The 12,409-nt window shown below is 67.9% G+C and carries 8 protein-coding genes; 3 read left to right on the forward strand and 5 right to left on the reverse strand.

All coding sequences use genetic code 11. The features are described from left to right. Positions 1–57: 57 nt before the first annotated feature. From ACPEH1_RS05855 to ACPEH1_RS05875, 5 genes are read right to left on the reverse strand one after another with little or no spacing between them, the layout of a single operon-like run. Complete coding sequence (locus ACPEH1_RS05855) at positions 58–1,122, reverse strand: acyltransferase family protein (RefSeq protein ID WP_313242550.1); 1,065 nt, start codon at positions 1,120–1,122, stop codon at positions 58–60. Further along, complete coding sequence (gene nagA / locus ACPEH1_RS05860; RefSeq protein ID WP_017354396.1) at positions 1,119–2,267, reverse strand: N-acetylglucosamine-6-phosphate deacetylase; 1,149 nt, start codon at positions 2,265–2,267, stop codon at positions 1,119–1,121. The genes ACPEH1_RS05855 and nagA overlap by 4 nt, the downstream gene beginning before the upstream one ends. Then, positions 2,267–3,295 carry an SIS domain-containing protein gene (locus ACPEH1_RS05865; protein ID WP_017354397.1) on the reverse strand — a complete coding sequence of 343 codons (1,029 nt, stop codon included), beginning with the start codon at positions 3,293–3,295 and terminating at the stop codon, positions 2,267–2,269. The genes nagA and ACPEH1_RS05865 overlap by 1 nt, the downstream gene beginning before the upstream one ends. Before the next feature lie 6 nt (positions 3,296–3,301). After that, on the reverse strand, positions 3,302–4,369 hold the full coding sequence (locus ACPEH1_RS05870) for a LacI family DNA-binding transcriptional regulator (RefSeq protein ID WP_026070492.1): 1,068 nt from the start codon (positions 4,367–4,369) through the stop codon (positions 3,302–3,304). A gap of 42 nt (positions 4,370–4,411) precedes the next feature. Beyond that, positions 4,412–5,704 (reverse strand): sugar MFS transporter, encoded by a 1,293-nt coding sequence (locus ACPEH1_RS05875; RefSeq protein WP_017354399.1) that lies wholly within the window; start codon positions 5,702–5,704, stop codon positions 4,412–4,414. Between the two features lie 369 nt (positions 5,705–6,073). Here ACPEH1_RS05875 and ACPEH1_RS05880 point away from each other — a divergent pair, with 369 nt between their 5' ends. The 3 genes from ACPEH1_RS05880 to ACPEH1_RS05890 all read left to right on the forward strand — a co-directional run bounded on the left by ACPEH1_RS05880 (position 6,074) and on the right by ACPEH1_RS05890 (position 12,279). Beyond that, entirely contained in the window at positions 6,074–7,093 is a 1,020-nt protein-coding gene (locus tag ACPEH1_RS05880; protein WP_423715426.1) for a glucokinase family protein, read from the forward strand. 131 nt (positions 7,094–7,224) lie between these two features. Then, positions 7,225–9,846, forward strand: a complete 2,622-nt coding sequence (locus ACPEH1_RS05885) for a TonB-dependent receptor (RefSeq protein WP_017354401.1) — start codon at positions 7,225–7,227, stop codon at positions 9,844–9,846. A gap of 96 nt (positions 9,847–9,942) precedes the next feature. Further along, on the forward strand, positions 9,943–12,279 hold the full coding sequence (locus tag ACPEH1_RS05890; protein WP_423715427.1) for a family 20 glycosylhydrolase: 2,337 nt from the start codon (positions 9,943–9,945) through the stop codon (positions 12,277–12,279). The last annotated feature ends 130 nt before the right edge of the window (positions 12,280–12,409 follow it).

The following is a 12,409-nucleotide window of genomic DNA, read 5'->3' on the forward strand; positions in this document are numbered from 1 at the left end:
TTCCTTGTGTCGATCCGTGCCGAGCATAGCCGGCACGGCGTGCAGGCCGCCACGGATTCAGATCTTGAGGTAGATCCGCCGCCGGTCCAGCGCCCACATCACGCCCCACCACAGCGCCACGAAGGCCAGCGCGCAGCATAGCGATGCCAGCGATGACGACGGCAGCCGGGCCGCCAGCCAGGCGTATGCCGTGGCCCACACGCCGCTGGCCACCAGCACCAGCGACATCGCCGACGACCCGAGGTAGGCCGCAATCGCGTTGACGCCGAAGCGCCGCCCCAGCGCCGGCGCGCCCCAGCGATCCACCAGCAGATGCGCGGCCAGCAGCGCGAGCACCGACAGGCCACCGGCCCACAGCACGAAGCTGGGCGTCCACAGGTGCTTGTTGAGCGGCAGCCACAGGGTCGCCAGCGCGCCAAGGGCCACGCACGCCAGGGCCAGGCCGCCCAGCCGGGCAAGCTGTCCGGTACGCAGCCACGCACCGGCGCGCAGGCCCAGCAGCGTGGTCGCAATGGCGCCGGCAGTGCTCAGCAGTCCTTCCGGATCGTGGCCCAGGCCGGTTTCGCTGGTGTACGTGTACAGCATCGGGGCGAACAGTGCGGTATCCAGGCGGCTGGCCACATTCACCCACGGGTCGAGCGATGCGCCGCTCAGCAGCACGAGGCCGTAACCGGACAGCAGCACGCCCATCACCCCCCATTGCGTGCGCGCACGGGTGTTGATCGCCAACAGGCCCACCACCGCCACGCACACGGCGATCCGCTGCAGCACGCCCCACAGGCGATACGCCGGCAGCTCGAACAACCACCACGCCAGCAGGTGCAGCAATGCGCCAGCGACCAGAATGCGCAACGCGCGCTGCAGCAGCCCGCGACGCAGCGCCGGCCGCGCCGCCGGATCGTGCGCACGCGGCACCAGGCTGAAGGCCATCGACACGCCGGCGATGAACAGGAACAGCGGGAAGATCAGGTCGGTCGGAGTGAAGCCATGCCAGTCCGCGTGCAGCAACGGGGCATATACATGGCCCCAGTCGCCCGGATTGTTGACCAGCAGCATCGCCGCAACGGTCAGCCCGCGCAGTGCATCGATCGAGCCCATGCGCGGGGATGAAGCGACGCTCATGCGTCTTCGCGCTGGCCGCCGATCCACGTGCTGCGCACCTGCAACGCATCGTCCAGCAGCACCAGGTCGGCGCGATGGCCTTCGGCAATGTGGCCGTAGCGATCATCCAGGTTGAGGAACTCCGCCGGATAGGTCGACGCCATGCGCGCCGCCTCGGCCAGCGGCAGCCCCAGCAGCTGCACCGCGTTGCGGACGGCCGTGGCCATGTCCAGCGCCGAGCCGGCCAGCGAGCCGGCCGCGTTGCGCACCACACCATCCACCGCAGTGATGACCTCGCCATAGAGCACGTAGCTGGGGTCCTCCGCACCCACCGGCGGCATCGCATCGGTGACCAGCATGACCTTGCCGCGCGGCTTGGCCGCCAGCGCCACGCGCAGGCTGGCCGGATGCACGTGCACGCCATCGGCGATGATGCCCACCCAGCTGTCGCGGTCTTCCAGTGCCGCGCCGACCGCGCCCGGCTCGCGACCGGTCAGGGGCGACATCGCGTTGTACAGGTGGGTGAAACCGCGGATGCCCGCCTCCAGGCCGGCACGGGCCTCTTCGTAGCTGGCGGCGGTATGGCCGGCGGCCACCACCACGCCCCGCTCGACCAGCGCGCGGATGCTGTCCAGCGGCACCCGTTCCGGGGCCAGCGTCAGCAGCGTGACGCCGTTGTCCAGCGACGCCGCCAGCGCGATCTCGGCCGCATCGGGCACGCGGAACTTGCTGGCATCGTGCGTGCCCTTGCGCGCCGGCGCGATGTACGGCCCTTCCAGATGGATGCCGAGCACGCCCGGCACGCCATCGATGATGGCCTGGCGGGTGGCCGCGATGGCGCTGCGCATCACCTGCAGGTCATCGCTGATCAGCGTGGGCAGCAGGCCGGTGGTGCCAAAACGCCGGTGCGCCTGGGCCAGCGTGCGCAGCGTGGCCACATCCGGCGTGTTGTTGAACAGCACGCCGCCGCCGCCATTGACCTGCGCATCGATGAAGCCCGGCAGCAGCCAGCCGCCGCCAAGATCCACCTGTTCGTCGGCCTGGCCGAGCGTGGGCGCGGCATCGGACACCAGCGCGGTGATGCGGCCACTTTCGATCACGACGGCGAGGTCGTCGCGGAAGTCATCGCCAGCCAGGATGCGGGCATTGCGCAGCACGGTTTTCATCAGACGGTTTCCGTCACCTTGTTCAGATGCGGCGGCAGGTCAGGGTTGTGCCCACGACGCAGTGCCAGCGCGTTGATCGCGCGGTAAAAGGCCTGCACGGCCAGCAGCGGGGCGCATGCCGGATGCGGCGCAGCCGGCAGCGCCAGGTCGCCGCCCACATCGGCCAGCCACACCTGCGCATCACGCGCGGCAAACTCCTCCACCACGGCACGGGTGCCGGCGCCGGTTTCGTCAGGCTGGGCAAAGGCCAGCACCGGGAAGCCCGGGCCGACCAGCGCCATCGGGCCGTGCTTGACCTCGGCCGAGCTGTAGGCTTCGGCATGCAGGCCGCAGGTTTCCTTGAACTTCAGTGCTGCTTCCTGCGCCGCGCCGAGGCCAAGACCGCGGCCGAGCACGAACAGGTTGTGCGCCGGCACCAGACCCTCGGTGAGCGACGACCAGTCGCTGTTCCAGGCCTGGCGGAGCGCGTCGGGCAGCACCCGCAGCGCGGCGATCAGTGCCGCGTCCTGGCTCCAGTACGCCACCAGCTGCAGGATCGCCGACAGCGAGGCGAGATAGCTTTTGGTCGCCGCCACGCTGCGCTCGGCACCAGCGCCAAGCGCAATCACGGTCTCGGCCAGCTGCGCCAGTGGCGAATCCTCCACGTTGACCAGTGCCACCACGCGCGCGCCGGCCGCCCGCGCGGCCTCCGCGTTGCGCAGCAGGTCAGGACTCCTGCCGGACTGCGAAATCACGATGTACAGCGCCCCGCGCAACTGCAGTGGTGCCTCATAGACCGAGCCCACCGACGGCGACGCCGACGCGGTCACCAGCCCGAGCCGGGTTTCCAGCAGGTACTTGGCATAGGTGGCGGCATGGTCCGAGCTGCCCCGCGCGCAGGTCACCACGAACGGCGGCGGCGCGGCGCGCAGGCTCGCCGCCAGCGTTTCCACCGCGACCTGGTTGCGCGCGAACTGCGCGGCGATCACGTCGGCGGCTTCCGCAGCTTCGCGGTACATCAGGGTCTCGTGGGGAGCAGGCAGGGACATGGGGACTCAGGTCGTTTCAGGAGAGGGAGGGCGTGCACCCTGCGGGCGCATCGGGGCGGTGGAACCGCGCACCACCAGTTGCGGCACGAAGCCCTGGTTCTGCAGCTGCAGCGGCGCATCGTCGTAGGCATCGCTGCGCAGCTGCGCGATCAACAGGCGCGCGGCGTGCCGTGCGATGTCTTCGGTGGCCTGCTTGGCGGTGGTAAGCGGCGGCCACGACTGGCGCGAGAACGGGCTGTCCTCGAAGCCGGCAATGGACAGGTCGTAGGGCACGTTCATGCCGGCCGACTTGGCCGCCGCCAGCACGCCGGCAGCAATTTCGTCGTTGGAGCCGAAGATCGCGGTGGGCGGCTCGCGCAGCGCCAGCAGACGGCGGGCGCCGCGGAAGCCGTCATCGAAGGTGTAGTCGCCCTGCACCACCAGGTGCTTGTCGATGGTCATGCCGTAATCGCGCAGCGCCGCCTCGTAACCGGCATGGCGCTCGCCGCTGGAGCGGTGCGAGCTGCCGCCCCACAGGAAGCCGATGCGCTGGTGGCCAAGCTGGATCAGATGCTCGGTGATCTCGTAGGCGGCCTCGCGATCGTCGACGAATACGCAGGCACCGTCTTCCGGGTCGGCGGTGGCGGCAATGATGCGCACCAGCTTGATGCCGCGCGCGGTCAGCGCCGCGACCAGGTCGCGGCGTTCGGACATCGGCGCGGTCAGCACCAGCCCGGCCAGACGCGAACGCTGCACCCAGTCGGCCAGTTCCTCGGCCAGCATCGGCGAGCTGGAGTCGCACGGATGGATCTGCAGCCCGAAGCCGGTCTCGCGGCAAGCGGCCAGCACGCCGTTCTGCACGCCGATGATGTGGTACGGGTTGGGGTTGTCGTAGACCAGCCCGACCACCAGCGTGGTGCCGGTGCGCAGGTTGCGCGCGGCGGGATCGGGCTCGTAGTCCAGTTCGGCGATCGCGCGCAGCACGCGTGCCCGCGTGGCCTGCATCACCGAGGGCTCATTGTTGATGACGCGCGAAACGGTCTTCAACGACACCTTGGCCCGTTCGGCGACATCCTTGATGGTCGCTCTGCGCATGCTCTTGTCCTGCAGGTTCCGTGGAGCGTCCATGATCGCCGATCACTGGCCGTCGCGGGACAGGCCGACCCGGTGACCCCGGACCGAGTAGAACAGGATGTACAGGTAGCACGGGATCATCAGGCCGGCGAACACCCACTGGAAGTCGATATGCTGCTTCAGCACGGCGAACGCCTGCGGGATGATCGCGCCACCGGCGATGGCCATCACCAGCAGCGCCGAGCCGGTTTCGGTGAAGCGGCCCAGGCCCCGGATGGCCAGCGGGAAGATCGCCGGCCACATCATCGCGTTGGCAAAGCCGAGCGCGGCCACGAAGCCCACCGACACATAGCCGTGGGTGAGCAGCGCACCGGCGCAGAACACCACGCCCAGCACGGCCGAGATGCTCAGGTAGCGCGACTGCGAAACCAGGTGCGGAATCAGCGCCAAGCCGACCAGATAGCCCACCAGCATCGCGCCCAGGGTGATCGAGGTGAACATCTTGGTCTGGTCCAGCGGCAGGTCGAAGCCGTGGCCGTAGGTTCCGATCGCGTCGCCGGCCATCACTTCCACGCCGACATACACGAACAGGCACAACACACCCAGCCACAGGTGCGGGAACTGGAAGATGCTGGTGCGCTCGGCCACGCCGGCCGCGCGTGCCGGGGTGGCGTTGGCCTCGGCGGTCTTCAGCTCCGGCAGCGGCGAGAACAGCACACCCACCGCCAGCACCACCAGCAGCCCGGCCATCGCCATGTACGGCAGCTGGATCTTGGCCGCGAAGTCATTGAGCAGCACCGTTTTGGCTGCCGCATCGGCCACTTTCACCTGCGCATCCAGGTCGCCGATACCGTGCAGCACCAGGGTGCCGATCAGTACCGGGGCCAGCATGCCGGCGATCTTGTTGCAGATGCCCATCAGGGCGATGCGCCGCGCGGCCGTCTCGATCGGGCCGAGGATGCTGATGTACGGGTTGACGGCCGTCTGCAGCAGGGCCAGGCCGCTGCCGATGACGAACAGGCCACTGAGCGCGCCGGGATACCAGCGCTGCTGCGCGTAGTGGGCAAACACCACCGCGCCGGCCGCCATCACCAGCAGGCTCAGGCTGAGGCCCTTCTTCATACCGGTGCGCTTGAGGATCCACGATGCCGGCAGCGCAAGGAAGAAATAGGACAGGTAGAACACCATCAGCACCAGGAACGCGCCGACTTCGTCCAGCTCGAAGGCCAGTTTGACGAAGGTGATCAGCGGGCCGTTGAGCCAGGTGAAGAAGCCGATCAGGAAGAACAGCACGCCGATGATCAGGATCGAGGTGACCACGCTGGAACGCGCGGAAGCAGCAGGCACTGCAGACATCTGGAAGGCTCCTGCATCGACGGCGCGCAGAGCGGCGTCGGACGAATGGCTGGGAACAACGTTGTCACATTTATTCGACGTGCCCGCTGTCTTTGTCAACAACTTGCTGCGGCCCCGCGCTGCCATCCGGTCATGCTGCACCTGCGCAAACCGCTGCGCTGCGCCTGCAGCACCGGCGTGCAGCGCCAGTTTTCAGCGCGTTTGCGAAAACATGACGGCAGTGCGGTGAAAACGTTTTCGCGCGCAACCGCCCGTTGCAGCGCACCATCGAAAGTCGGAGGTTATCATTGACATCGTTGTCAGAACGATTACAGACTCCGCCTCAATCGCCGGGCAGCAGCCTGGCCGTGCGCACCCAAGGGAGTCCGTGTGACCGCAGCTGCCCACTCTGTCCAGGCCCATGCCGCCTCCTCGGCGGTGCCGCCGTTCCTGGCCGCCGACGTGGGCGGGACGCATGTGCGGGTGGCCCGGGTCCAGGCCAGCCAGGATCCGGACCATCCGGTGCAGCTGCTGGAGTACCGCAAGTTCCGCAACGCCGATTACCCCGGGCTGAGCGCGATCCTGGCCGAGTTCCTGGCCGACAGCCCGCGCCCGGCCGACTGCGTGGTCGCCACGGCCGGCTATGCGCGCGACGACGGCACGGTCATCACCGCCAACGTGCCGTGGCCGCTGTCGGCCCGGCAGATCGAACGTGAGGTCGGCCTGGACCAGGTCTACATCGTCAACGACTTCGAAGCCGTGGCCTATGCCGCCGCACAGGTCGATGCCAGCGGTGTGCTGCAGCTGACCGGACCGGCCACGGCGCCGCGCGGCCCGACCCTGGTGGTCGGCCCCGGCACGGGACTCGGCGCGGCCGTGTGGATTCCCACCCCGCACGGGGCAGTGGTGCTGGCGACCGAAGCCGGCCAACCGACCCTGGCCACCACCACCGAACTGGAAATGGCGATCGTGCGGCAGATGCTGCGCGACCGGTCGCACGTGTCGGTCGAGCAGGCACTGTCCGGCCCGGGTCTGATGAATCTGTACCGCGCGCTGTGCGCGATCAACGGCCAGGCCCCCACGCTGGCCAGTCCGGATGCGATCACCGCTGCGGCGATGGCCGGCCAGGACGCGCAGGCGCGCCAGGCGCTGGAGGTGTTCTGCGGGCTGCTCGGCAGCACGATCGGCGACATGGCCCTGCAATACGGCGTCACCGGTGGGGTGTACCTGGCCGGCGGCATCCTGCCGCAGATCCGCGAATTCCTGTTGAACAGCAGTTTCGTCGAGCGCTACCTCAACAAGGGGCCGATGCGCGAAGCGCTGGAACGCATTCCCGTGAAGGTGGTCGAGCACGGGCAGCTGGGCGTCATCGGCGCCGCCAGCTGGTACCTGGGCCGTCAGGACGCCTGAGCGGGCGCACCGGACAACGCAACACGCAGTACGTGGCAGAGAAAGACGCGCACCGGCAACGGGCGCCCGGCAAGGTCGAACCAACCGCACGCCGTCGCTGGCGAACCATCGGATTGATGAGGAGAGACATCATGAACCACCGCAAGAGTCTGCTTTCGGCAGCCATTTTCAGCTGTCTTGCCTTCAGCGCCCACGCGCAGCAGACGCCCCAGGACCTGGACACCGTGCAGGTCGTGGGCATCCGCGCCAGCCTGGAGAAGTCGCTGGACACCAAGCGCAACAACGTCGGTGTCTCCGAAGCGATCACCGCCGAGGACATCGGCAAGTTCCCGAGCACCAACGTCGCCGAGGCGCTGTCGCAGATCCCCGGCGTCACCCTCGACCGTCGTTTCGGCCAGGGTGAGCGCGTCAGCATCGACGGCACCGACCCCAGCCTCAATCTGACCTTCCTGGACAACCACCCGGTCGCCCAGGCGATCTGGCTGTACGGCGAGCAGCCCAACCGTGGCTTCGACTACACCCTGCTCTCGCCGCAGATCCTGGGCCGTGCGGAAATCATCAAGTCGTCCGAAGCGCGCCTGACCGAAGGCAGCCTGGGCGGCACGGTGCTGATGCACAGCCGCAAGCCGCTGGACCTCAAGCAGAACGAAGTGGCTGCCTCGATCGGCTACAGCTACAGCCAGCAGGCCAGCGAAGGCAAGCCGAATGCGTCGGCGCTGTACAGCTGGAAGAACGATGAGGAAACCTTCGGCATCGCCGTGTCGGCCCAGCACTACGAAGAAGCCGTGGACCGCCAGGGCATCGAAGTGTTCGGTTATGCCAAGGCCTCCACTTTCACCAATGCCACCGGCGTGGCCGGTGACGTGGACGTGCCCAACTCGATCAACGCCGCGTGGTTCCAGCAGGAACGCAAGCGCGACAGCGCCGTGGTCAACCTGCAGTTCAAGCCGACCGATGCGCTCGAGTTCAATCTGAGCGGCCTGTACATCAAGGAGAGCTTCGACAACTACAACCAGTCGATGTACTCGTTCCTGACCTGGAATCCGGGCACCGTCGGTGCGGTGGACCAGCTTGGCGGCGTGCGCAACGGCGTGGCCACCAGCGGCCACTCCAACGCCAGCGCCACCGCCAACAGCGGCACGGTGATCTACGACAACAACGTGCGCGAATCGGAAGTCACCACCAAGGGCCTTGACCTGCGTGGCGCCTGGAAGGGCGAGCGCTGGGGCGTGAGCGGCCAGGCCGGCCAGAGCAAGTCGGAAAACAAGGATCTGGCCCAGTACTTCATCGAGCCGTTCTACAACGGTGCGTACAGCTGGAACATCAACGATGGCCTGAAGTTCGACAACCCGACCGACGCGCGCGATCCGGCCAAGTGGAACTCCGCCGGTGGCTGGTTCGGCAACAACGGCGTCTTCTCCACCGAGAGCAAGGACAGCTACGCCCAGCTGGATTTCAACGTCCAGTTCGACAGCATCTTCAACCAGCTGCAGTTCGGCGTGCGTCACGGCAAGCATGACGAAGACTTCAAGCTCAACGTCTACGGCGGCGTCCGTCCGGGCAGCCTGGCCGACGTCGGCACCATCGGGCTGACCGACATCCAGGGCTTCGGCGACGACCAGTCGCGCCACATCCAGGCCGGCCGCAACAACGTGCTGAACTGGGTCAAGGGCAGCCCGCTGGACTTTGCCAACCCGGATCCGTCCAGCTACCTCAACAACAGCTGGGCCCTGCAGCAGACCAACAACGCCGCCTATGCACAGTTGAACTTCTCCAACGGCCCGCTGCGCGGCAACGTCGGCGTGCGCTACGTCGATTCCAAGACCAAGGGCAGCGGCTTCGTCTACGGCGGCACGCCGACCCTGGACGACCTGGACAGCAAGTGGCAGACCCGGACCAAGTCCGAAGACTTCATCCTGCCGTCGCTGAGCCTGGCCTGGGATACCGACAGCGACTGGGTGTTCCGCTTCGCTGCCGCCAAGGTGATCGCCTGGGCGCCGTACAACCAGATGGTCAACAACACCTTCCTCAACGACACCCAGCTCACCGGCAGCGGCGGCAACGCCAATCTGTCCCCGTATGAGTCGTGGAACTACAACCTGTCGGCCGAGTATTACTTCGCCCCGCAGTCGGTGGTCGCATGGTCGGTGTTCTACAAGAAGATCGACAACTACATCGACACCTCGGCCACCATCGAGCGTCAGTACAACTCGATCCGCGATACCTCGCCGGCCAACTGGGCCAACATCGTGGGCACCAACGGCTGCGCGGCCGATGGCTACTGCGACTACAGCATCCAGCGTCCGCGCAACGCCGGCAGCGGCCACGTCAAGGGCTTCAATATCAGCTTCCAGCAGCCCTTCGGTGAAAGCGGCTTCGGCCTGACCGCCAATTACACCTACGCCAACGGTGAGAACAACACCGGTGATCCGCTGCCGTACCAGTCGCGCAATGCGGTGGCCTTCAGCCCGTACTACGAGAAGGGCCCGATCAACGCGCGCCTGACCTACAACTGGCGCTCGCATTACCTGGCCGGCGGTTACGTGGCCGGTGCCGCCCCCGCCAGCGTGGACGACTACGCCGAACTGGGTGCGAGCGTCGGCTACACCTTCAACGAGAACTGGTCGCTCAACATCGACGCACAGAACCTGCTGGATGAAACCTACTTCCAGTACCTGGGCGACAAGGAGCATCTGGCCGGCAAGTACAAGAGCGGCCGCCGCTACATGGCCACCCTGCACTTCAAGTTCTGATTCCCGACGCAGTACGCTGAACGCCTGAACGACGGGCCCGGACCTCCGGGCCCGTTTTTACAGGTGGACCCCGATTCGCTACAAAGGAATGACCCGATGCTCACCCGCACCCGTCGTACCTCGCTGTCGCTGCTGACGTTCGCGCTGGCTGCTTCCCTCGCACCGCTGGCCCAGGCCGCCGATGCCCTGGCACCCGATGGCCCGCGCGCCCTGCCCGGTTCGCTGCCGCTGATGCCCGTGCCAGCCAGGGTCGAACGCATCGACGGTACCGGTTACACCGTCACCGCCACGACGCCGGTCCATGCCGAGGGCGATGCCGCGCGGCGCGTCGCGGGGCAGTTCACCACCCTGCTGCGCGACAGCGGTGGCCCGGCGCTGCAGGTGCAGGCGGGCCGCGGCAAGGAGGGCGTGCGCTTCGTGCTCGACAAGGCGCTCAAGACCGGCGCGGAAGGCTATCAGCTGCGCACCGGCAGCACCGGCGTGACCGTGCAGGCCGCCACCGAAGCAGGCCTGTTCTACGGTGCGGCGACCCTGTCACAGCTGGCTACCACGGGCGCGGGTGGCACTGTGCCGGCGCTGCGCATCGACGATGCCCCGCGCTTCAGCTGGCGCGGGCTGATGCTCGATTCGGCACGCCACTTCCAGAGCCTGGACGAGATCAAGCGCGTGCTCGACGCGATGGCCGAACAGAAGCTCAATACCTTCCACTGGCATCTCACCGACGACCAGGGCTGGCGCATGGAAATCAAGCGCTACCCGAAGCTGACCGGGGTCGGCAGTTGCCGCATTCCTGCCGGCGACGGCGGCCGCGATCCGGCCACCGGCGCGCCGCGCCCGTACTGCGGGTTCTACACCCAGGGCCAGATCCGCGAGGTCATCGCCTATGCGGCCGCGCGCCACATCCAGGTGATTCCGGAAATCGACGTGCCCGGCCATGCCACCGCCGCGATTGCCGCGTACCCCGAACTGGGCACGCTGGATACCCCGCTCACGCCACTGAGCGAATGGGGCGTGTTCCCGAACCTGTTCAACACCGAGGAAAGCACGTTCCGGTTCCTGGAGAACGTGCTGGAGGAAGTGATCGCGCTTTTCCCCGCCAAGTACGTGCATGTGGGCGGCGATGAAGCGGTCAAGGACCAGTGGAAAGCCTCGGCCCGGGTGCAGGCCCGCATGCGCGCGCTTGGCGTGGGCGACGAGATGGAGATGCAGAGCCATCTGATCAAGCGCCTGGAGAAGTACCTGGAGCAGCACGACCGCCGCCTGATCGGCTGGGACGAGATCCTCGAAGGCGGCCTGCCGCCGGAGGCCACGGTGATGTCGTGGCGCGGCACCGAGGGGGGCCTGAAGGCCGCCAGCGAAGGGCATGACGTGATCATGTCGCCGGTCACCGACATGTACATGGACTACCTGCAGACCACCTCGGACAACGAACCGCCGGGCCGCCCGCTGACCACGCCGCTGGCGCGCGTGTACGGCTTCGAGCCGGTCCCCGACGCGCTGGCGCGCGACAAGCAGCAGCACATCCTCGGCCTGCAGGCCAACATGTTCACCGAGCACACGCGCAGCTACGCGCGCCTGCAGCACAACCTGTTCCCGCGGTTGGCCGCCGTGGCCGAAACCGGCTGGTCGCCGCGTGAACGCCGCGACTACGGCGACTTCCTCGCACGTCTGCCGACCCAGCTGCAACGCTGGCAGGCGATGGGGATCGCCTACGCGCAGACCCCGTTCGAGGTGGAACTGGACACCCGCGACGACCGCAAGGCCGGCACCGCCACACTCACGCTGCGCAATCCGCTGGGCTACGAGATCCGCTACAGCACCGATGGCAGCGCGGTCACGCCACAGTCGCCGCGCTACAGCACGCCCCTGCAGCAGCCGCTGCCGGTCGCGCTGCAGGCGGCCGCCTTCTTCGACGGCAAAGCACTGGCCCGTGCGGCCAGCCGCTTCGATATCACCGCCGCCTCGCTGCTCAGCCGCACCGATGAGCACCTGGCGCTGTGCCCGGGCGAAGGCAAGCTGCTGCTGCGGCTGGAAGACGACGGCCCGGCCGACGGCGCGCGGGCGATCTTCAACGTCAACATCTTCAATCCGTGCTGGTTCTGGCAGGACGCGGACCTGGACGGCATCGCGCGCCTGCGCGTGCGTGCCGGCCAGATTCCGTACTACTTCCAGCTTGCCCACGACGAGCCGCAGCGCCGATTCAGCCCTGCGCGCAGCGCGCACGGCGAGATGGACATCCTCAACGGCCAGTGCGATGGCGCCCCGCTGGCGACCGTGCCGCTGCCCGCCGTACCGGGCAAGGACGGCTTCATCACTCTGGAGGCCGCGCTGCCGCGTTCGCTCAAGGGCACGCAGAACCTGTGCGTGCGCTTCACCGGCGACACCCGGCCGACGATGTGGGTACTGGACGAACTGACCCTGCTGCCGAAGTAGGGTTCACCCCAAAGGGGTCGTGGGGGGCGCGGGGCCGCCCCCCCCCCCCCCCGGGGGGGGGGGGGGGCCCCCCCCCCCGCCCCCCCCCCCCCCCCCCCGGGGGGTGCCGGGGCCCCCAACACCCCCCACC

This window comes from Stenotrophomonas sp. NPDC077421, assembly GCF_049545505.1.
Classification (GTDB): Bacteria; Pseudomonadota; Gammaproteobacteria; order Xanthomonadales; family Xanthomonadaceae; genus Stenotrophomonas; species Stenotrophomonas nematodicola.

Bases quoted from the DNA above. Each gene is read 5' to 3' on its own strand.
- ACPEH1_RS05855 (WP_313242550.1), bottom strand. From the start codon at position 1,122: ATGAGCGTCGCTTCATCCCCGCGCATGGGCTCGATCGATGCACTGCGC.
- nagA (WP_017354396.1), bottom strand. From the start codon at position 2,267: ATGAAAACCGTGCTGCGCAATGCCCGCATCCTGGCTGGCGATGACTTC.
- ACPEH1_RS05865 (WP_017354397.1), bottom strand. From the start codon at position 3,295: ATGTCCCTGCCTGCTCCCCACGAGACCCTGATGTACCGCGAAGCTGCG.
- ACPEH1_RS05870 (WP_026070492.1), bottom strand. From the start codon at position 4,369: ATGCGCAGAGCGACCATCAAGGATGTCGCCGAACGGGCCAAGGTGTCG.
- ACPEH1_RS05875 (WP_017354399.1), bottom strand. From the start codon at position 5,704: ATGTCTGCAGTGCCTGCTGCTTCCGCGCGTTCCAGCGTGGTCACCTCG.
- ACPEH1_RS05885 (WP_017354401.1), top strand. From the start codon at position 7,225: ATGAACCACCGCAAGAGTCTGCTTTCGGCAGCCATTTTCAGCTGTCTT.
- ACPEH1_RS05890 (WP_423715427.1), top strand. From the start codon at position 9,943: ATGCTCACCCGCACCCGTCGTACCTCGCTGTCGCTGCTGACGTTCGCG.